The sequence below is a fragment of the Spirosoma litoris genome, assembly GCF_054776755.1.
In genome coordinates this window covers 1-19,738 of record NZ_BAAHBI010000012.1, presented here as the reverse complement: position 1 = coordinate 19,738, position 19,738 = coordinate 1, and the positions used below count along the sequence as shown (strand labels likewise).

19 protein-coding genes and 2 pseudogenes are annotated in these 19,738 nt (G+C 42.0%); 9 read left to right on the top strand and 12 right to left on the bottom strand.

Going from position 1 to position 19,738, the window contains the following annotated elements; all coding sequences use genetic code 11:
- Positions 1 to 72: 72 nt before the first annotated feature.
- The 3 genes from ACYVGR_RS10745 to ACYVGR_RS10735 all read left to right on the top strand — a co-directional run bounded on the left by ACYVGR_RS10745 (position 73) and on the right by ACYVGR_RS10735 (position 2,707).
- Positions 73 to 1,170: a hypothetical protein gene (locus ACYVGR_RS10745; RefSeq protein ID WP_460956377.1), complete on the top strand. Its 1,098-nt coding sequence runs from the start codon at positions 73 to 75 to the stop codon at positions 1,168 to 1,170.
- Positions 1,171 to 1,356: 186 nt separating this feature from the next.
- Complete coding sequence (locus ACYVGR_RS10740) at positions 1,357 to 2,358, top strand: hypothetical protein (RefSeq protein WP_460956375.1); 1,002 nt, start codon at positions 1,357 to 1,359, stop codon at positions 2,356 to 2,358.
- A 13-nt stretch (positions 2,359 to 2,371) separates the two neighbouring features.
- Positions 2,372 to 2,707: a hypothetical protein gene (locus ACYVGR_RS10735; RefSeq protein WP_460956373.1), complete on the top strand. Its 336-nt coding sequence runs from the start codon at positions 2,372 to 2,374 to the stop codon at positions 2,705 to 2,707.
- A 513-nt stretch (positions 2,708 to 3,220) separates the two neighbouring features.
- On the opposite strand, the gene ACYVGR_RS10730 is transcribed toward ACYVGR_RS10735, so the two are convergent.
- Positions 3,221 to 4,087, bottom strand: coding sequence for an IS3 family transposase (locus ACYVGR_RS10730; RefSeq protein ID WP_460956379.1), 867 nt, complete (start codon positions 4,085 to 4,087; stop codon positions 3,221 to 3,223).
- The gene (locus ACYVGR_RS10725) at positions 4,084 to 4,386 is read right to left on the bottom strand and encodes a transposase (protein WP_460956371.1); all 303 of its coding nucleotides are present in this window, start codon (positions 4,384 to 4,386) and stop codon (positions 4,084 to 4,086) included. Before ACYVGR_RS10725 ends, ACYVGR_RS10730 begins: the two co-directional genes overlap by 4 nt.
- Between ACYVGR_RS10725 and ACYVGR_RS10720 the strand changes: the two genes are divergently transcribed.
- Positions 4,385 to 5,275, top strand: a complete 891-nt coding sequence (locus ACYVGR_RS10720) for a ligand-binding sensor domain-containing protein (protein ID WP_460956369.1) — start codon at positions 4,385 to 4,387, stop codon at positions 5,273 to 5,275. The genes ACYVGR_RS10725 and ACYVGR_RS10720 overlap by 2 nt on opposite strands.
- A 257-nt stretch (positions 5,276 to 5,532) precedes the next feature.
- Here ACYVGR_RS10720 and ACYVGR_RS10715 read toward each other — a convergent pair.
- From ACYVGR_RS10715 to ACYVGR_RS10695, 5 genes and pseudogenes are all read right to left on the bottom strand, one after another.
- Positions 5,533 to 6,473 (bottom strand): annotated as a pseudogene (locus ACYVGR_RS10715) (ArdC family protein).
- Positions 6,470 to 6,700, bottom strand: coding sequence for a hypothetical protein (locus ACYVGR_RS10710; protein ID WP_460956367.1), 231 nt, complete (start codon positions 6,698 to 6,700; stop codon positions 6,470 to 6,472). The pseudogene ACYVGR_RS10715 and the gene ACYVGR_RS10710 overlap by 4 nt, the downstream one beginning before the upstream one ends.
- Entirely contained in the window at positions 6,678 to 7,151 is a 474-nt protein-coding gene (locus tag ACYVGR_RS10705) for a JAB domain-containing protein (RefSeq protein WP_460956365.1), read from the bottom strand. Before ACYVGR_RS10705 ends, ACYVGR_RS10710 begins: the two co-directional genes overlap by 23 nt.
- 13 nt (positions 7,152 to 7,164) lie before the next feature.
- Positions 7,165 to 8,043, bottom strand: a complete 879-nt coding sequence (locus ACYVGR_RS10700; RefSeq protein ID WP_460956363.1) for a toprim domain-containing protein — start codon at positions 8,041 to 8,043, stop codon at positions 7,165 to 7,167.
- 108 nt (positions 8,044 to 8,151) lie between these two features.
- Complete coding sequence (locus tag ACYVGR_RS10695) at positions 8,152 to 8,346, bottom strand: helix-turn-helix domain-containing protein (protein ID WP_460956361.1); 195 nt, start codon at positions 8,344 to 8,346, stop codon at positions 8,152 to 8,154.
- Positions 8,347 to 9,056: 710 nt separating this feature from the next.
- On the opposite strand from ACYVGR_RS10695, the gene ACYVGR_RS10690 reads away from it, so the two are divergent.
- Both ACYVGR_RS10690 and ACYVGR_RS10685 read left to right on the top strand, forming a co-directional pair.
- A complete protein-coding gene (locus ACYVGR_RS10690) occupies positions 9,057 to 9,575 on the top strand; it encodes a hypothetical protein (RefSeq protein ID WP_460956359.1) in 519 nt (172 codons plus the stop codon).
- 141 nt (positions 9,576 to 9,716) lie between these two features.
- Positions 9,717 to 11,087, top strand: a complete 1,371-nt coding sequence (locus ACYVGR_RS10685) for a gliding motility-associated C-terminal domain-containing protein (protein ID WP_460956357.1) — start codon at positions 9,717 to 9,719, stop codon at positions 11,085 to 11,087.
- 69 nt (positions 11,088 to 11,156) lie between these two features.
- On the opposite strand, the gene ACYVGR_RS10680 is transcribed toward ACYVGR_RS10685, so the two are convergent.
- A complete protein-coding gene (locus ACYVGR_RS10680; RefSeq protein WP_460956355.1) occupies positions 11,157 to 12,389 on the bottom strand; it encodes a T9SS type A sorting domain-containing protein in 1,233 nt (410 codons plus the stop codon).
- A gap of 1,579 nt (positions 12,390 to 13,968) precedes the next feature.
- On the opposite strand from ACYVGR_RS10680, the gene ACYVGR_RS10675 reads away from it, so the two are divergent.
- From ACYVGR_RS10675 to ACYVGR_RS10665, 3 genes are all read left to right on the top strand, one after another.
- Positions 13,969 to 14,580, top strand: coding sequence for a hypothetical protein (locus ACYVGR_RS10675; protein ID WP_460956353.1), 612 nt, complete (start codon positions 13,969 to 13,971; stop codon positions 14,578 to 14,580).
- Between the two features lie 251 nt (positions 14,581 to 14,831).
- Entirely contained in the window at positions 14,832 to 15,086 is a 255-nt protein-coding gene (locus ACYVGR_RS10670) for a transposase (protein WP_460956351.1), read from the top strand.
- Positions 15,087 to 15,243: 157 nt separating this feature from the next.
- Entirely contained in the window at positions 15,244 to 15,495 is a 252-nt protein-coding gene (locus ACYVGR_RS10665) for a transposase (protein WP_460956349.1), read from the top strand.
- Positions 15,496 to 15,601: 106 nt separating this feature from the next.
- On the opposite strand, the gene ACYVGR_RS10660 is transcribed toward ACYVGR_RS10665, so the two are convergent.
- From ACYVGR_RS10660 to ACYVGR_RS10645, 4 genes and pseudogenes are all read right to left on the bottom strand, one after another.
- Entirely contained in the window at positions 15,602 to 16,648 is a 1,047-nt protein-coding gene (locus ACYVGR_RS10660) for a PDDEXK nuclease domain-containing protein (RefSeq protein WP_460956347.1), read from the bottom strand.
- Positions 16,641 to 17,879 (bottom strand): tyrosine-type recombinase/integrase, encoded by a 1,239-nt coding sequence (locus ACYVGR_RS10655; RefSeq protein ID WP_460956345.1) that lies wholly within the window; start codon positions 17,877 to 17,879, stop codon positions 16,641 to 16,643. The genes ACYVGR_RS10660 and ACYVGR_RS10655 overlap by 8 nt, the downstream gene beginning before the upstream one ends.
- 14 nt (positions 17,880 to 17,893) lie before the next feature.
- Positions 17,894 to 18,055: a hypothetical protein gene (locus ACYVGR_RS10650; protein WP_460956343.1), complete on the bottom strand. Its 162-nt coding sequence runs from the start codon at positions 18,053 to 18,055 to the stop codon at positions 17,894 to 17,896.
- A gap of 649 nt (positions 18,056 to 18,704) precedes the next feature.
- A pseudogene (locus tag ACYVGR_RS10645) lies at positions 18,705 to 19,593 on the bottom strand (IS982 family transposase).
- Between the last annotated feature and the right edge of the window lie 145 nt (positions 19,594 to 19,738).

Sequence of the window (19,738 nt, the reverse complement as noted above, 5' to 3'; positions counted from 1 at the left end):
TACCAAACTGTTTTATCAAACTCTCAAAAGTGAAGTGTCCGGCTAAATAGGACCACCCCATATAATCGATACTTGCTTGAAAAATTCAGCTTTGAATTAATTGAACTGAATGAAGGATCGAGAGATGTCAAAGAACCCATCAAAAAAGAGCATAAACTAAATGATGAAGAAAAACGTCGATTTTGGGGCAATCTATTTTATTGGGAATGCAGTGAAACGTATTTAGTTAATGGGCCTAGTGAGTTATGGGAAGTAGTTTCTGCAATAAATGATTCCGTAGTTTATAGCTTTTCATTAAATAGAATTACGCTACGTTTTACTATTGAGTCGATGGATCCGACAATATACAATCGGGAAAGTACGTCGCTTTTAGATGCAGTAAAAAATATTATAAGGTCTATCAATAACAATGTCGAAGCATACAATGCTCTACTACCTGCCCGTATAAGTCGACCATTCTACGATTTGAAAAATGATTATTTAAAGGAGAGTAATTTTTTTGCTGCTATTAAAGTAAATGCAAATCCCAATGCCCCTAAAACCTATAGTGTGCCAACAGTCGAGAGGAAACGGACCATTCAGAAACCAACTGTTACTAGCAAAACTTATGTCCCAGAGCCAACTATTGACGATAAAGCTTACCATGAAATCATAGACTCGTTAATCCGAATAGGTTGGTCGATGGAGCGAAAGCCATCCTTATATGTTGGTAAGACAGAGGAGGGGCTTCGTGATTTTTTTCTCGTGCAACTAGAAATGGTATTTTTAGAAGGTACAGTAACTGGTGAAACCTTCAACCGAAGCGGAAAGACCGATATTTTGCTCAAAAATACAGACGGAACAAATCTGTTCGTTGGAGAATGCAAAGTTTGGAAAGGTCAACAACATTACCTTGAGGCATTATCTCAACTTTTACAATATCTAACTTGGAATGATTCGAAGACTGCTCTGATTATTTTTGTCAAAAGCTCTGGTATGTCAGCTGCTATTAAAAGCGTAAAAGATATTACCCTGAGCCACCCATCATCGATCAAATTAGTAGGGGCGCGTAACGAACGTTCATTCCAATATATTTTTAAATTGCCTCAAGATGATCATAAACAGGTACAAATTGAAGTGATGCTATTTCACTTTGATAAACAATCGGAGGGGAGAGATAAGCAGACTTAATTACCTTCTCGATAATATATAGACAATCTCTTGTCTGAGGCAGTTAAGACTATTAGTCTAACGATCTCCAAATCCTGCGTTCATTCCATTGAACAGATTTCTACCGTTCAGTAAAGCGACGTAAAACCTAACAGTAATCGAACGAGTGGATGCTCTTTACTGATATCCACACTCTTTTACTTGCCCATGAGCCGTATCATTTCCGTCTTTAACGATTACAGCCAGCTTGAGAATCGCGTAACTAATTATTGCGGTCTGATTATGAAATTAGTCTACGAGGAGAGTCCTCGACGATTCCGTGATCTGTTGGATAAGCTAACTGAAGGGAATGGGGAACTTATTGTCGGACCCGTCTTTGAGCAACAGCAGCGGGAACAGAAAAGCGTTCCAGATCTGGTTATCTCCCAGAAAGGCTTCACCATCGCTTTTGAGAACAAACTCAGTGACTGGTTTTATGATGAGCAACTGGTTAACCACCTCCATAGTTTACAAAACTATAGCGGAACGCTGATCCTGTTTCTACTAAGTAATTTTGAGACAGAGCCTCGGGAAAAATTTCAATCTCAAATCGGTCAGGCTACTAAACAAGGCATTTTACTTATTCCTATTAGCTATGAGGATTTGCTGGCTGCCTTGGAAACAGTCTGCCAAACTGACTATCTGAAAGGGCTATTGGATGATTTCCGAGAATTCATCGACTCAAAGGGTCTACTGCCCCGCTGGAAATACATGCTAGACGTGGTGAACTGTGCCACGACTCTGCATGAGATCGAAGCGGGCGTTTACCTCTGCCCAGACACGGGAGGGGCGTATAGTCATAAACGTGCCCGCTTCTTTGGGCCATACGCGGGAAAGGCCGTCCGGCAAATCTTTGAAATCGATGCTGTGGCCACCGTCAGCACCGGACTGGAAGAAGTTACCTTCAAATGGATTAACAAATCCAGCCTCACGAAAGCCGAGCTAGAAAGCCGAGTTAGGGATCAGGTAGCTCGGTTTCGTTTGGGGGCTAATCAACAAGTGCCAACGCAGGTCTTTCTGTTAGGGGAAAGCGCCGAAACCAATTTTAGAAAAGACTCACCTAGAGGCATGCAAACCTCTAAGCTCTATTTTCGGGATATCGCTTTAAGTTGCCAGAGTGCTGCTGAGCTGGCGGCTTTGGTAAATGGTAAAGGTTGGAGTCAGTTTTAACAAGAAATAAACTATGATTTGGACTGCTTGGAAAAACGGTAAACACCATTCGCCTGGAGTGAGCTATGGCTTTAAATTAAAGGTTCAGGATCGTGATCAGTTCTTTAGCCGTGATTGGGAAACGATCACCCTCATCCTACCCTCACAATTTCAAGATGCTACTGTAACCGTGAATGTTAATAAATCGTCATTCTGGAATGATACCTGCCGGGAGTTGATCAGTCAGGAGATTGGTAAGTGGTTAATCGATAAGAATTATGCCCCATGGCAGAAAGGAAAACCACCCCAATTTAATGTGGATTTGGTAGGCGATCGCCAATTTCGGGTAATTAACATAATTAATTCTTAGTCGTGATCGTCTATGGCTTATTACCAAATGGACGGGCGTTGCCGTTGTATTATATGCTTTGTCGGCTCTTTACCAATTACCTAAAAACAGACCCAGCTGAATGAGCAATGATGATTTACTAAAGGCCCTTAGTACACAAATTGATAAAGTACTTATAAGTTTGGAGCCATTCGTTGTTCAGTATCATGATACATGGGAAGGGCTCATCAAATTTGATGTGTCAAAGGATAAAACATACCAATCAAATTTCATTCGTTTCTTCAGGCTTCCGCGAACAGACTGTTACAACTATTATTTCGACTTTCTCGAGCGGAGGGAGCACAATACCGATCTAAGCTATGCAGACGTGCTGACCGAACTACAGTCGATCACAGACAGACTTGAGTCTTCGTTTGCCTCTAAGTTGGTAGCGACGGTTGACCCTCGTCATCCAGTGATTGGTTGCTTTAAGATTTGTTCAGTATTTTGTTGCAAGTCAAAAATGGACTTGCAACAGTTTATTGGAGATTTTTCTTAGGCAGCCATTGAGGAAGTGTAAAAATAGGTTTCCTGTTGACTGGGCGTGCGGTACCCCAAGGTTGAATGCTTCCGACGACGATTGTACCAGCCTTCAATATACTCGAAGGTGGCCAACCGGGCTGCAGCCTGCGTCGCAAAATGAACTTGGTTGACCAACTCGCTTTTGAGCGTTTTGAAAAAGCTCTCGGCTACGGCATTGTCCCAACAATTGCCCTTCCGGCTCATACTTTGTTCAACCGGCACTCCCTTTAATTCTTTCCTGAATTCAGTGCACGCATATTGGATGCCCCGATCAGAATGAAAGATCAACGTACCGTCTATAGCTCTATTTTTAAGAGCCATTTGCCACGCCGATACACTGGTGTCGATGGCTTTTAGACCATCGCTCATGGACCAGCCAACCACCTTTCTGTCAGCCAAATCCAAAATTACTGTCAAGTACATCCAGCCCTCATCCGTAGCAATGTAAGTAATATCGGACACCCACTTTTGGCCGGGCTTGTCGGCAGTAAACTCTCTGTTTAGCAGATTTTTTGCTATTGGATAATCGTGTCTCGAGTCAGTTGTCTGCACCCGATATTTTTTATAGACAATACTTCGGATCCCTACTTTCTGCATAAGCCTGGCAATGCGGTTGCGGGACGCTTTTACGCCCTGTTCTCGAAGTGCATCGGTAATTCGGGGGCTGCCATAGCGGCCTTTACTTTGAACGTGCACGCGCTGAATGTGAGTCACTAGCAGGTCCTGAGTTTGTTGTCTGGTCCCAACCGGGTGTTTTCGCCAATAATAATAGCTACTGCTACTTACCTTCAGCACCTTACACATCTTCTCAACGGGAAATTCGCTGGCATGTTCCTTTATAAATCGGAATATCTCTCGTCGGTCTTGGAGAAGATGCTGACGGCCTTCTTTAGTATATCACGCTCCAATTGGGCCTCCTTTAGCTCTCGTTGCAAGCGTCTGATCTGCTGCTGTTCAGCAGTGAGTGTGGTACTGGTGGATAAGGGTTGATCCATTTTCTTAGAGCGTTGTCTCCATTTACTAATGCGACCCGGATCGACACCTAACTCACGGGCCGCATCCTGAATTGAGCCTTTTGCATAAGACAGCTCGACAGCCATTTGCCTAAAGGCTTCATCAAAAACACGTCGTTTGGTCATGATTCAATTGATATTTGCCTCAAATCTGCCTAAAAACAGTCTCCAGTCAAATGTAGCAAGTCCAATTGTTCGCTACAACGGAAAATCGTTCACCAATTTAACCAGTAAAATAAGTTCGCCCAGCTTCTGGGATGTCCTGGAGGATCGAAACGGAAATCTTTGGTTCGCTACCAGGGATTCAGGGGTTTATTATTACGATGGGAAATCCTTTCAACAGTTTACGACCAGGGAAGGACTGGCCAATAATTTTGTTTGTAAAATTTATGAAGATAGAACTGGCATTATTTGGTTCGGTACCGGAGATGGAGTAAGCCGTTACAATGGAAAATCTTTTCGAAATTTCACAACCAAAGAAGGGCTTTCCCATAATGGCGTTACTACGATCATGGAAGACAAAGCCGGGAAATTATGGTTTGGCACCAGGGGTGAGCCCTGTTTTTATGATGGAAAGACATTTACGGTTTTCAGAAATAAAGATGGTAAAGCCTTTACCAACGTTTGGTCGATCATCGAAGACAAAAAAGGGGCTATTTGGCTGGGTGACAATGATGGTCTTTGGCGCTATGACGGCAGTAGCTATACCATGGTATCGAAGAAAGGTGCTTCAGCAATGATCGTAGATAAAAAAGGTAACATCTGGACTACGGGTAGCGTACATCCACCTAATGGAAATGTCTGGGCACTTTCCCGATACGATCACCAATCGCTGTACACTGAAAAGCCAACTGTAACTGAGATAATGTCCATAGAAGGGCCGGGAATGCTTTGTGGGATTCTGGAAGCTACCGATGGTAGTATTTGGTTTGGCGCTTTGGGGTCTACCAGTGGCGTGTTTCGTTATGATGGAACAAGCATTACGGACTTTAGGAGGAAAGAGGATCAGAAATAATGTGTATGCCATCTCTTTAAACGCCCGTTTTTGTGAGACGAAGAACCACCGGTCTGTAATCGCTCTCAACTTTCACCAACGGTCTTAAAAACCCATCTCACAAATCAACGTACCATTTTCAGCATCACAGATGAGTTTATGCGACAGATTTACAAACGTATGACCAACGTAGTACGCCTGTAAAACACCTTTTGTACTTTGGGACGTAGAGTACGAAATGCCTAGAGTCTATTCCGCATTGCTGAAAAAACGCACGATCATGGGCCAGCCAGTTGTTGAAGGTACTCTGTGGCTTTTTGCGCGTGGGATGCGGCTTGGAAGATAAAGCGTTTATCATCTTTCAGGACTTGCAGCCAGGATTGGATATAAGCCGCGTGATGCTCTTCCGGTTGCGGCTCAAAGCCCAGATCAGCCGCCAGAAAACAGGCTCCCAACTCGGCGACCAATTCTTAGCGTACCCTTCATCACCATAGTGTTTTTTACCGAAGTCGCGGTTCAATCGGTGTGGAGGTTTCGTCCAGTGGCAAATCTCATGCGCTAAAACGGCGTAATAGCGCGTAGCCGTTTCAAAGCTTTCGAACGGCGGCATCTGGATACGGTCGGTACTCTGTATATAACATGCTTTAGAACCGGTATAGATGTCGGCTTTGGTTTGGACAAAGAACTGATCGAGTTCCGGATTACGCGCTTGTGGATGGATAACAACGGGTTCGGGTGTTTTATAGAAACTGTCGGACAGGCCTTCGATCTGGGAGGCATTGAAAACGGTATACGATTTGAGAAAGGAAATCTGACTGGATTTGAGGTCACCATTGGCATCTTGCTCTTCCTTGGTGAATGTATCGGCGTAGACAATCTGAGTGCCCTTCTCGCCTTTGCGGACAGACGCTTTCATGCTGGTCGCCTGTTTAAAGGTCATCCAGTAGGGAGAAGTAAAGCCCTGGTCACTGGCAGCATTCCAGAGAATGAGCGTATTGATGCCAGTATAAGGAATAGCATTCCAACGCAGTGGACGCATGACCTGACCCGTCATGTGTTCGGAATGCCAGGGTTTGCGCCAGGAAAGATTGCCCTGTTCCAGATCGGTCAGGATTTTAGCCGTAACATGGGCGTAAATATCTGGCAGAGAGTGTGTTGTTGGAGTTGATGCGGTGGGCTGCTTGTTCGGCTGTACGTTTTTGGTAATCGGTTTGGTCATGTGTCACGCTCCAGAGGTTCGAGGTTATGGGGATGAAAAACCCGGCGGCTTAGCGAGCGAATCGGCGAACGTCGCCCGGCCAGAATTTTGTTGCGCGAGGAAGGCCGCAGGCTTGGGGAAATTGTGGTTGGAAAGCGAGTGGCGTCGGGTACAGCCCAGCAATAACCTCGGACCTCTGGTATGGGCTCCCAACCGATTAGCCACTCAGCGTGGCATACAGCCCTCATCAGCAAAGGAATAATAACTGCGAGGAGTAACGATCAGATGATCCAGCACAGCAATGTCCAGCAACTTACCGCACTCGAACAGTTTACGAGTCAGCGCTAAATCCTGTGGACTGGGTTGCAAATTCGAACTGGGATGGTTGTGTGCCAGAATGATCCCACAGGCATTGGCTTTGAGTGCCGTCACAAAAATCACTTTAGGATCGACAATGCAAGCGGTCATACCGCCCGTAGAAATGTCGGAGATTGCTAAGCAATTATTCTTTCGATCCAGCAGCAGGATTTTGAATTGCTCAATCAATTCCAGCTTATTTTTATCCCAGGCCGTCCGTAGGATTTCGTAAGCCGTGGCCGAGCGTGTAATTTGAATCCGATCCTGATACGGGGTTTTGTTGCGGTAGCTGATTTCGACTTCGGCCACCGTAAACAACGATTGAAGGTTCAGTTGCGACATGCACTCCTCCCTTTCACAAAGTCAGCTTAAGCTGGTGCATATGCCAGGCATTGACATCCTTGTGCGGGGCATAGACCTTGTTCATCGGTGTATGCGTGAGATCATTCTGCGTTTTGAAAAACGCGTCTAATGCCGCTGTAGCTTTCTCACCAGCCATGTCATTATCCATCCAGGTATAGGCGTTACGATAACCGTAATTTTGAATGTAAGGGATGGCTTGTTTCAAACAGGCCAGTGAGTTGAGAATGATGGCATCACCCTTAAAGCCATTACCACTCAACTGGCAAACGGCGGACAGATAATCCATAAAGCCTTCAAACAAATGAATGCTGTCGGGCTTTGGGATCTGCCCCCGAATAAATGAGATTGCTTTTGTCCCGAGACAGCCTTTGAAAAATGGATTACGTAGTTCGAAGCCACCCTCTTCACTCGGAAAGCCGAGAGCAAAAAAGCCCTTTTGTGTATTCTTATTGCGAACGTGAATTTCTTTTAGATGTTGACGAGCAAGCGTTAATGGAATGCCACGCTTTTCCAGATAATGGACTAGGCCCATATGCTGTATGGGCTTCTTTGTTTTCAATACCAATGATGCGTCCGGCTTGGTCAGATCATGGGTATAAACAGGTGCAAACTCATACGTCCCGACACCCATGTTGGATAACCATCGCAAGGCATCGGACACGTTATGGTCTTCATGTTGAGACTTCAGATATGCACAAGCAAAATCGACTGGGTTACCGCCAATGCCTTCCCCATGATCATACCAGCGATTAGTGAGCGGATTGACGTCGAAGCTGGGTGTCTTTTCGTTTCGTAACGGTGATAAGTAGCGATATTTGGCTTCGTTAATTCGTTTGTGTTGATAATTGAGTTTGGCTAAAATTTCGGCCATAGGTATCCTGTTCGCATGATCGATGTTCATGGCGATTCCTTCAAACTAGTATGTGATAATGAAAAGCGGTTTTTGAAGTAATTAACCGGATAGTCGAGGGCGAATTAGTTATGCCCTCAATCGTTGTTCGAGAAAATTATCCAAATCCGAACGGCGATATCGGACAGATCGCCCTACCTTGATGGGTTTGAGATCATAGCGTTTGGTGCAGTCCCAAACGGCTAGCGTACCTGGAGAGACACGGAGATATTTAGCCGCGCTCTTTCTATCCAGAAGAGGTTCTGGAGGGTTTCTATTGGGCATGAAGCATCCTTCGCAAAAGGGGCAGATCTATAATCAGACAGGGACAATGTGCCTTGCTATTACAATTCAGCAGCTAAATAATTTTATAGCGCCCTGTCAATTCAATTTGTGGTTGATTAATAACAGATAACGACTATCTATCAACAAAAAGGCGTTTTTGAAAATAATATCTCCTCTTAACACGTTAATTTATGTTTATAAAAATATTGGTCAAGGGATATAACTTTCGCTTGACCAATATTAACAATGTTCTCCAAAGGCATTAAGGCGGGGATGAAAATAAAAAAATCTGTCTGAATAAAAGAGATTGTTAAGGCTGCCTCTGAGTTGTGTGTATCGTCAACCGAAAGTGGACAGATGCCCCTGAGTTAGCCGCAGAACGCTTTGGTTGAGATGATTTAGCCGATCTGGACATTGCTAAGGTGGTTTGAGTGAAACAACCGGGTCGCCGGTGCGATTAGAAAATTGCCTCTTCCCATTTTCACTCCTTCTGTTTACTTTCATTTGACGACGTATAATGAGCTAATTCAATGTTTCGAAAACACTACAATACCTACAAAAGCAATTTAGATAGACTAAAATAATGCGCTTAAAACCATTTTCTAAAAAAAGTAGATTTCAAAGTAAAAAAAGTTTTTATATATAGAAAAAGGGTTTAAACTTTGAAAAATATGTTTGAGTATTGTTTTTAACCATTTTAAGTCTATTCTATGAAGCTCCTAACTAATTTATTGACAATTTCTTTTCTTATTATTACTTGTTACGAAAAAACAAAAGGCCAGACTAACGAAGTGACCTATAAGGCCAATAATATATATGCCGAACTGTTAGGTACTGGGGGATTATACTCATTGAATTATGAGCGGATAATTATTGCACATCAAAAAGCAAAATTTGGTATCCGTATAGGTGGAAGTGCCTGGGGTACTCAACGCCCTTACCTAAATAGTATTGCAGAGTTAGTTGGTATAACTGGCCAAGGAAATCATCATGTTGATATTGGGTTAGGCTTCAATAAAGGTTATGGCCCAGATGTTAATTTTGATGAGTATAAACGAATAAATCATTTTTATTTTGTTCCACGTTTAAGTTATAGATATCAAAAATGGAGGGGTGGCGATATGTTTCGAATAGGGATCAATCCATTTATTCCCTTAAACAAAGAAACGCCTAACCGATTTAGTGCATATCCACTATATTTTGGAATAGCTTTTGGACATACTTTTTAAAATAAAACAAGAGATTATTCCTTAATATTTTCCTTTTTAACCTAGCTTTATTAAGGTTAGTTGCCATTGGAATCGATGTCTAGCAATATTTAAGTAAATTCTTTTGTATATTATTAGATGCAAATGTCATAAACTCAAGTTATGAAAGGAACAATTATATTTACACTATTTCTTTTCGTTTGTAATTCACTCTCAGCCCAAAACTTAGTCCCAAATTCGGATTTCGAATTAGTAAAAGCAGTTGAATGTCTTTATAGTACACCTGATAATAAATTTGATAAAGACATATCAGATTGGTATACACCAACAATAGGGTCAACAGACCTTTGGTTTTATGATTCGTTAGCAAATAAGAATTGTACTCAAAATTTATCAAATTTGGAAATACACCCTCATTCAGGCAGGATTTGTTTAGGTTTATATACATATTCTCAGATTCAACCTAACTATCGTGAATATGCCCAAGTTAAATTAAAACAGCCATTGACTAAGGGCAAAAGCTACTTAGCTAGTTTTTACGTCTTATTAAATAAGAACATAAGTAGAATTGCCACTAATAATCTTGGAATGGCTTTTACTAAAACTGCAATTGGTGTTAGTGATCTACGAGTTGGTCCTGCTTTATTAATTAATAATCAGGCTCAGGTAGTTGAAAGGAGTATTATAAATAGTACAAAAGAATGGGTTAAAATTCAATCCTGTTTTATAGCTAAAGATTCTTTAAGATATTTAACAATTGGTAATTTTTACTCCGATACTGAAACTATATTTTCCTATATTGGAGATGTGAAATCTCCAGATGGTTATTATTTAATTGATGATGTAACAGTTCAAGAACTTAGCTACAGTATACCCCTTTTAAATCTAGGGAATGATACTACTTTATGTTTAAATCAATCTGTAGAATTTAAATTTGACACTACAAGCTATCAAGTACAATGGCAGGATGGTAGTAATAAAGAAATTTACCAAATAAAGAGTACTGGAAAATACTGGGTTAAACTAACGAAAAATGAATGTATACTTAGCGATACTTTATCAGTTAAGATCCTACCTCCAATCCATCTACCAAATGACAATTTACTTTGTAATGGAGAAAGCATAACTTTAAACCCCAACTACTCCTTTAATTCTATAATTTGGAGTGACGGCTCAAAGGATTCTACTTTATCAATTAATCAAGCTGGTATTTACTGGGTTAAAGTTAATTCGACTATTTGTAATATATCTGACACAATATCTATTCAATTCGTTGACTGCCCTGGCAATATTCCTAATATTATAACTCCTAATAATGATGGTTTAAACGACACGTTTTTTATTGAAAATATAGAATACAGCAATTGGCGATTACAAATTTTTAATCGTTGGGGAGCACAAGTTTATGATATTGAGCCTTATGAAAACAAATGGGGAGGTGATAATTTACCATCGGGTTTATATTATTATAACCTCTCTAGTTCTCGTTTAAATAAGTTTTTTAAAGGCTGGCTTCAAATAATGCGACAATAAAAATATTTTACAAAAAATAAATCTTTAGGTGCTTAATGCTGATCATTAAGCACCTAAAGATTTTGCTATTTATTCAACTATTATTTGACTTTTTTCTACAATATCTCCCGAAGAAACATGTAAGAAATATGTACCACTTGGAAGATCACTTATTTTAAAGTCAACTGCTTTATTAGTTTTGAAATATCCTTTTTCTTTTGCCTCTTTTACATCAAAATCTTTCACCGCTTTACCTTTTTCATTAAAAATAGTCAAACCAGTTAAGTTTGCATCAGCAAGTTCTTGATTATCAAACCCAACAGACACCTGATTTCTTGCAGGGTTGGGATAAACGGCATATCTACCATACGGACTACTTTGATATAAGTAATAAGTCCATGAACTAACCCCTCCACAACGATTTGTTACTTCAACTATAACCCTAGCAAAATTGCTGAAAGAAATTGCACAGTTAGGGCCACTAGGAGATAAGCTGCCACTCCCGTTTGCTACATACCAATTGTATGAGGTACCTCCCTGCTGACTTACACTCAGATTTGCATAGCCACTCGATACAATGACATTTCCACTTGCGCTTGATCCATTAACATACCCATTGGTTACACTAGGATTACCCACCCATATCGGAGTTGTTACTATACGGTCCTGTGATAAACTACCTTGCGTCCATTTAGCAGTTGAATAAAACAGTCCAGCACTGCCATTACTTGGCGATGAAGGAGATGTCATATTAAATGTTTCATTAAACGTGTTTCCTGATGAGGTGGTTAGATAAAAATTGCTGCCTGTCATAAGGTAGCCGCTTGGAGATGTGTAGTTCCAATTGTAGTGATAATTACAAGCGGTTATGCTGGGCTGAGTTATAGCTAATGTCTCATTACCTCCACAGAATGTTATTTGTCCACTATTAACCACTTGTTGCTCAGCCAAATAGCGTTCAACCAGCATTGATTTAGTTGAGATGACAACACCGGACCAATACATAGTAACTAATACTTGCGATGTCCCTGGTGAGTTGTTAAATTGAATTTCAAAATTACTGCCCGACGCAAGGGATTTACTACCAGACTCTGTTAATGGCCCACTTGGAGCTGATTGATCATAGACACTCCAAGTTATATAATCATTAATGCCATAGTTGCTAACTGTGAACGTATTATGGCATACAGTTTTATCGGACCCACAAGCACATACCGAGGTCGGACCATTTAGATCCCAGCCATAACTAATTGAATTTACAGCCAACCAAAACACGAAAAAGTAAACCAGTTTTACTTTAGGGAGAACATAATGGTTTTTCATGTGGAAAAAGTTTTAAATATTTAAAAAATAAAAAGTTGACATGAGAAATCCATCATACAATAATCAGTTTAAATCATAAAAAAATAAAATGAACTGTTACTTATAAGAATGATGAATTATCATGGTGCTAAGATTATAGTTAAGTTTTAATTTATTTATATTAAATTGTACTATAGCCAAATATTTATATTTCTTGTAAACCAACTTTAAGCATTGACGTATAGTATATTTACTTAAGTATAATTTCTATTAAACAGCTAAAACATGTTTAGAATAACACTAAAAGCACAAACACAAACTGATAAATAATAGGTAGTAATAAGGATATGCGTTTAATAAATTATTGACATATTTATATATTATTTAACTAAACTTAGAAATAAAGTTTTGCGACTAAAGTCAATCGATCAAATCATTCTAGCTTAGGATGTAGCTAGTCTGATACGATATTAGAAAGCTACATCTTTATATGCCTGAGAGGTGTAGAGTTAGTTATACTCTGTCTCAAGTTGTTATCTTACAAATCAATGTGTAGTTTTTCGATTTCTGAATAAATTTATAATGCACATTTTGGAATGCTTATAAAGTTAAGAAACCCGCTTAATCACAAACGTACTTACGATTGGACGGGCGTTCGTGATTAAGCGGGTTTGAGGTTAAGGTTTTTATTGCTTGGTGCCTCTTACTATTGCATTTAATGGTTTTTCCTACTTGGCTAACTGTAACCCTTAAATACATTAGCAACTCTTTACTCGTTATTGTCTCCTCACCTTTACTTGTACTTTTACCACGCAGCAAACCTAAAGGACGGCCCTGTCCCATTTCTCTCCCCGGTTGAATTACTTTGGAACAAGACAATCATCATTTCTTCTGTACGATTAAAAGATTATCTAAGCCTTGTTCCCCAATAGGAGCCTGATAAACCGTCTTCAGATCAATGACCAGTGTCTTTAATAACTTGCCGAGTACGTACTGAAAACTGTTACGAAGTTGATTCACAATACAGAGCTGAATGGTAGTAGCAGAAAAAACTATAGTGCTCCACTAGATCTGGATAGTAGCGATAAGCGTCAGACGCCCAATTCAAGACAAAAGTTGTCTTATAAACCCTAAAGGGGCACAAAACACTGGCGTAACTCAGCAGCGAATTCGTTATTCATCCAACCCAAATCACCCAGTGGAAACAATAAGCCTTATCCATGCTGCTCAATTGGTAGTTATGTCAATGAATCTACTGTAAAAACCTAAGGATAAATTGAGAATTAGTTGATCAGCAAACAGTATACTACATCAGCTTTAGCAATTTATCAAAAATAAATTTGGCTATTGCGAAGCAAGACAAAACTTCATCTAGGACATTTTCAGACTTGTTTTAGAGCAACAGTTAAACAAGCAGTTTTTGAGTACATCGAGATTTAGTAAAATTGCCAACAAAGGCACTCGCCGTTAGACTATCTTTCCCCTTTCGACTATTACAATATGTAATTTCAACAAGTTGCTTAAAAATTTATTCAGTGTTTTGCTGCCTATTGTGTAACTTTATTAAGTACTTTAAACCTAAATTTTAAACCAATCCACCATGAAATCTTTTTTATTAACACTACTGATAACAGGATTAATTTTTGCCTGCACCAATCCCATTGACCTAGGGATTAAAGTCCCCAGAGGTGCTGCCCGTAGTGTAAATGACGATGTACAGGGACTTTGGCACTTTAGCGATTACCAGCAAACCGAATCAGGCTATAATCGCAGTTATTTCGAAAGCGAGTTGGGTTGCTCTTTGGAAGGTGCATGGCTTTTCATCGATAGTGGCAGCAGCTATTTTGCAATTTACAACTATGATTCTTACGTCAGTGGTGTCCCCTGCATTCAGGACAATACGCTGGCTGCACAAGCTGGCAACATTATTTCTGGTCGAAGATGGTTGCAGTTTTTAACAAACCCTCAGCACTCTGGCGAATCACTACCACAGGTTAATAATGTAACATACATCAGTTCTCCACCCTATGCTGGTAACACTCTGACCTTTACCCGGTATGAAGCAAGTACCAGTACAACTGAAACCTTAACCGCTCTTATTGTGCTAAATTCAACCAAAGACGTGCTGACGATTTATGCTTTTCAGCATGTTTGGACATTTTATCGCGATAACGATAATCCGAACAAGCCGTCCATTCCCCGTCCGCAGTAGAGTTTTTCATAGCTGAAATGTTACTTATTTCTCCAATACATACGATGTAACGCAGCATAATTTCCCTCACTGAATATAAACTCGCCGGTCAATAATGCATCGCCTTCATATTCGTCATAAACGTATAGGGCGCATTATTGATAAAGAGATACTTGTGTTTCGTCATCGCTACAACGTCTTGATGTCTATTGTAATCATACTTATGGTTCAAAAGATTTATTCTTCATCGTTACCCTTTTCAGCTTTGTACCATGTGTCGCTATGAGATAGCTGACCAACAATCGGAACGAATCAATCATTTGTTGCCAGGCAAAGTCGGTCACGTGGGCCGTTCCGCCATCGATAACCGTCTGTTCATCAATACCGTCTTGTGGATTGCTCGCAGTGGTGCCCCTTGGCGGGATTTTCCCGAGCGATTTGGGCCTGCGACGGCGGCCCGGCTGGAATTCAGTCTATCAACGGTTTCGGCGCTGAGCCAAAGCCGATGTTTGGAAAACCGTTTTTGAGGCCTTGCAAGAACCGGGTTTAGACTGGCTGATGATCGACTCAACCACAGTCCGAGCTCATCAACACGCTGCTGGTCAACGCCATCGAGCGTTTAGGTCAGTCGGTAGGCGGCTGGACGACTAAAATTCATGCCGTTGTCGATTCGTTGGGCATCCGTTGCGCATTATTCAGAGCGTGGACCAGCAGGCTGATATCAAGCAGGCTGAAGATTTACTGGCTGATTATGAAACAGGTGCCGTGATTGCCGACCGGGGTTATGATGCTGATGCGTTGCTTGATTGGTTAGACAATGCCCAAGTTGAGGCCGTCATCTCTGCTAAAAAGAATCGCTTAGCTGATCTTCTGGTTGACGAGAATTTGTACAAAGATCGCAACAAGGTGGAGCGGTATTTCAACAAACTCAAGTAGTACCTGCGAGTGACTACGCGCTACGAAAAGACAGCGACCAGTTTTGCGGGGGCCTCGGCCTTGATTTTATTAGTATGATTGTCAACACGCCCTAACACGCTGCTAGTTATAGATTCGTATTTTTTCTGTCTGCTCGACCTGGCCGTTGTAAACTATGCTCTAATTCTTCAATCGTGGGCAAGGTTCCTTTTAAATCAGCAGGAATACGCTCGGTTAGCTGATATTCAGATATGCCAATTGGCTTGTGCATATCTTTTAGCGCATATTCGGCAATGACTTTATCCCGATCTTGGCAAATCAGTAGACCGATACTCGGTTGATCCAATTCGGTCTTCAATTGGGCATCTACCACCGACAAATAGAAGTTCAGCTTACCCGCATATTCAGGTTTGAAATCACCCCGCTTTAATTCAATGACGATGTAAGCCCGTAATTTGAGATGGTAGAATAACAAATCCAGGTAAAAGTCCTGATTGCTGACTTCCAGATGATATTGCCGCCCGACGTAGGCAAAACCCGCTCCGAGTTCTAATAAAAACTTCGTGATGTGATCGACGAGCGCATTTTCCAGGTCTTTCTCCTGGAAATCCTCACGTAGCGTTAGAAAGTCAAATAAGTAAGGGTCTTTCGTCAGCTGTTGAGCCAAATCGGATTGGGGAGTGGGTAACTGGTTTTTAAAGTTGGTGATGGCCTTGCCTTGTCGTTGATGCAGACCGCTTTTGATTTGCAAACTGAGCACATCCCTTGACCAGCCATTCTCCAGGGATTTGGCCATGTAGAACTCACGGAGTTCAGGCTGCTCCAGGCGATCCATCAGAATGATGTGGTGAGACCAGGGCAATTGTGCAACGGGCCGTTGCACAAATTCAGGATCAGGATAGATCTGGGCAAATTTCCGCATATATAATAGGTTACGACGAGAAAGCCCTTGCATATCGGGGAAATCAGACCGCAAATCAGCCGCTAGCCGATCAATGATCTTGGCGCCCCACCCCGCCTGTGCCTGTTGCGTTAGCACCGTTTTACCGATTTGCCAGTACAGTTGTAATAACTCGGCATTGGCCGCTAGGGTGGCGCGTAGTCTTGCCTGACGAATACGGGCTTTCAGTTCCTCAAGGAGCTGCGAATAATTACTCGGAAGTGAACTAGTCATGGGAGCAAACTACCATAGGGTTGTGGAAAGACAAAGTCGGACTGGGCATTTTTTTCATCTGTTCCTGCCGATAGACCTCCTCCACATAGTCGGCATAGTCCTGCATCATGGCTGTGCGTTGAGTCAAAAACGGGGCGCGGTCATAGGCACGGTCAATACTACTTTTCGGAACGTGTGCCAGTTGCCGATCCGCAATATCATGGGGGTAGCCCAGTTTTTCTTTTAAAATGCCTAAGGCCAGGGAGCGAACGCCATGACCCGTCATTTTGCCGGTATACCCCATCCGTTTGATGGCTACCAGCATCGTGTTTTTGCACATGGGCTTTCTGGGGTGATAATAACCAGGAAAGATAAACTCCCGGTGCGCATTCAAGGTGTGAAGCTCGCGAAAAATGGCCAGCGACTGGCGTGATAACGGAACAATATGCGGCAGATTCATTTTCATCCGTTCCGCCGGGATAATCCACACCGCTTTCTCAAAATTGATTTCGTCCCATCGGGCTTCCACCAGTTCACCCGTACGCACGAATGTCAGCAGCAATAGGTTGAGGGCCAGAAACGTTTGCCGATGAATACGATCTTGATAATCTGTTAGGCAGGTAAGAAAGTCCGGAAATTCATCGACCGAAATGGATGCGTAATGGCCTCGTTTAAATTTCTTCATGGCGGCCTCTAACCCATAGGTAGGATCACGTTCGGCCCGACCCGTCGCTATAGCATATTTAAAGACATGGCTACACATGGCCTTCATCCGACGAGATAGATCAGGCGCTGTTTTTTCGATCTTCTGTAGGCAGTTCAGCATCATCACGGGTTGTATATCCGAAAGTGGAAAGCTGCCCAACGATGGAAATACGTATTTCTCAAAACGATGCTTAATGATATCGGCGTGTTTGGGCTTCCATAAAGGCATCTGCTTGCCATACCATTCCATCGCCATTGACTTAAAAACCAGTTGATTGCTCAGCGCTTGTTTCTGAGCGACTTGCAACCGTTTTAAAACAGGATCAATACCAGCCTTTATATCTCGTTTAATATCGTCTTTGGTTTTACGGGCATCGGCTACCGAAACGGTGGGGTAGGCCCCCAATGAAATGCGTTTTTCCTTGCCATGCAGCCGATACTTAAGCCGCCAAAACTTTGTTCCATTCGGTGTGACTTCCAGATACAGCCCTTCTCCATCTGCCATCTTATAGGGTTTGCTTTTGGGTTTCGCCGTCTGACAGGTCATATTTGACAAAGCCATTATTGCACCCCCTGATTCACGTGACTGAAAATACCGATATCCATCGGCCATTTCATGCCCCCATCCATGCCCCCACTTTTGATTACTGTGGGTATATGATGGGAATAGATGGATAAGGATAGCGTAGCGCTAACGTGCTGCGAACATTGGCTATTTCGCATTTGAGTAAGAAACAATAATGTCAGTAAAAAAAAGAGTGGTGCCGGATGTCGCATCGCCATTTTCTCCTCAAGTGCTTGAATTCATTCATATTTAAACGGATCATTCTGCTGAGTGCCCCCAACCATGCCCCCAGTTACGATGAATGCCCATGTAACCTATGTTATCATCTGGCTATTCTTTAGGCAACGAAAATTGGTGAAGAACTGTACTAGAGTGCCACATCAATCATGTAGGCCGATGGACGTAAGTCAGCCGTCAATTATATATTTCTTACAAGCCCCATCTATTCATAACGGACTGATCATCCACTCAAGTCGGGCCGGATCTACCATTTATATTAACTACTTAATTATGAATTGCATTCCAGGATGGGATTCAAACTGGATAACTTAAGTATTGATCTTATATAGTTTTAGATCAGGCCCTCTAGAATTTACCCTTGGATTTACCCACTACAGTATTAGTTTTCTTTAGACGTCCCCAATTTCTAAGTAGCATACGCTTGCAGCTAAAAGCGCTTACTATCTGGTGAAAGAAAATGATAAATTTACCGTCTCAGAAAAATGAGGGATTACTGAGACGGATCTACATAACAGCTATCCTGAGATTTCGTACTTTAGCTAACATATAATTCAAGTTGCGTAATGATTATGCATCCAAACATCCGTTGATAGTAAATGCTAACAGGAACAAAAATAACTTTAGCAGAAAACCTTCGGCAGTGACCGCATGAATCTTGCGAGGGAATAGGTTGGCGATTTGGCTAAAGACGTTCTCAATGGGCTTTCGAAAGGTCTTTTTGAGAAATACATCCCAAGCAGCATCAGGTCGTAGTGAGTTCTTTTTTCGGTGAATCTTGAGGTAGATTTGATCGCACTCGGCATACAGATCCTCCTGCTCATAGTCGGTGTAGCCGCTATCACCATAAAGTTCGCTACCCGCTGGCAAATCCAACTGCATCGCCTGTAAAGCCGTGCTGTCATGAAAGCTACCGGCGGTGATATAGTAATCGACTGGCTGATTATCAGCAGTGGTAATCACTTGTACTTTGAATCGGACCGCCGAAGCGGCCATAAAAGTACTCTTTCTTTGCTTCGTTATACCCGTGATAAGCCTTGCCAGTCAGGAGTTTACAGACGGGAATGCGGCAGTTTCGGCAAACGGCCACAGGAAACGAATCGATCATGTAGCGGGCATGAATATTGAGTTCTTTGAGACTGGCGCCCAGCGCCCGAAATACAGTCAGGAGCTTGGTTTGAAGTCGACGTAGTCGTCGATTAAAGCCTGATTTATCACCGCGCGGGCGGCCCCGTCATCTTCATGCCATAATGACGTTGCATATAACCACAGGCAGCAGCCTGATTACCATAAAACGAAATGGCCGCCATGATAGCAATGGTAGCAATCTGGGCATCGTTAAGCCGCTTCGGCGGTCCGATTGCAGTGCGGATCGTCTTTGGGTCCCATAACTTTGAAGAGATCATCGAAGAATCGGAGCGCCGAAGCGACAGTAAATTGCAATGGTTTTGTCAGCCATCTTGTGAGTAAGTTTAGAGCGTGAGATACTCCAAAATTACCCAAGTGGCTGGCAAGGCCTATATCTCGCAACTTGAATTAACATATAACAGATTATACAACAGAATGTATCGCCCTGAAATAGCTTGACACTAACCGTGTAAAGT

Coding starts and splice junctions, on each gene's coding strand:
- ACYVGR_RS10740 (WP_460956375.1), top strand. CDS start 1,357: ATGAGCCGTATCATTTCCGTCTTTAACGATTACAGCCAGCTTGAGAAT.
- ACYVGR_RS10735 (WP_460956373.1), top strand. CDS start 2,372: ATGATTTGGACTGCTTGGAAAAACGGTAAACACCATTCGCCTGGAGTG.
- ACYVGR_RS10720 (WP_460956369.1), top strand. CDS start 4,385: ATGATTCAATTGATATTTGCCTCAAATCTGCCTAAAAACAGTCTCCAG.
- ACYVGR_RS10725 (WP_460956371.1), bottom strand. CDS start 4,386: ATGACCAAACGACGTGTTTTTGATGAAGCCTTTAGGCAAATGGCTGTC.
- ACYVGR_RS10710 (WP_460956367.1), bottom strand. CDS start 6,700: ATGAGGGCTGTATGCCACGCTGAGTGGCTAATCGGTTGGGAGCCCATA.
- ACYVGR_RS10705 (WP_460956365.1), bottom strand. CDS start 7,151: ATGTCGCAACTGAACCTTCAATCGTTGTTTACGGTGGCCGAAGTCGAA.
- ACYVGR_RS10700 (WP_460956363.1), bottom strand. CDS start 8,043: ATGGCCGAAATTTTAGCCAAACTCAATTATCAACACAAACGAATTAAC.
- ACYVGR_RS10695 (WP_460956361.1), bottom strand. CDS start 8,346: ATGCCCAATAGAAACCCTCCAGAACCTCTTCTGGATAGAAAGAGCGCG.
- ACYVGR_RS10690 (WP_460956359.1), top strand. CDS start 9,057: ATGAAGCTCCTAACTAATTTATTGACAATTTCTTTTCTTATTATTACT.
- ACYVGR_RS10685 (WP_460956357.1), top strand. CDS start 9,717: ATGAAAGGAACAATTATATTTACACTATTTCTTTTCGTTTGTAATTCA.
- ACYVGR_RS10680 (WP_460956355.1), bottom strand. CDS start 12,389: ATGAAAAACCATTATGTTCTCCCTAAAGTAAAACTGGTTTACTTTTTC.
- ACYVGR_RS10675 (WP_460956353.1), top strand. CDS start 13,969: ATGAAATCTTTTTTATTAACACTACTGATAACAGGATTAATTTTTGCC.
- ACYVGR_RS10670 (WP_460956351.1), top strand. CDS start 14,832: ATGTGTCGCTATGAGATAGCTGACCAACAATCGGAACGAATCAATCAT.
- ACYVGR_RS10660 (WP_460956347.1), bottom strand. CDS start 16,648: ATGACTAGTTCACTTCCGAGTAATTATTCGCAGCTCCTTGAGGAACTG.
- ACYVGR_RS10655 (WP_460956345.1), bottom strand. CDS start 17,879: ATGACCTGTCAGACGGCGAAACCCAAAAGCAAACCCTATAAGATGGCA.
- ACYVGR_RS10650 (WP_460956343.1), bottom strand. CDS start 18,055: ATGCGAAATAGCCAATGTTCGCAGCACGTTAGCGCTACGCTATCCTTA.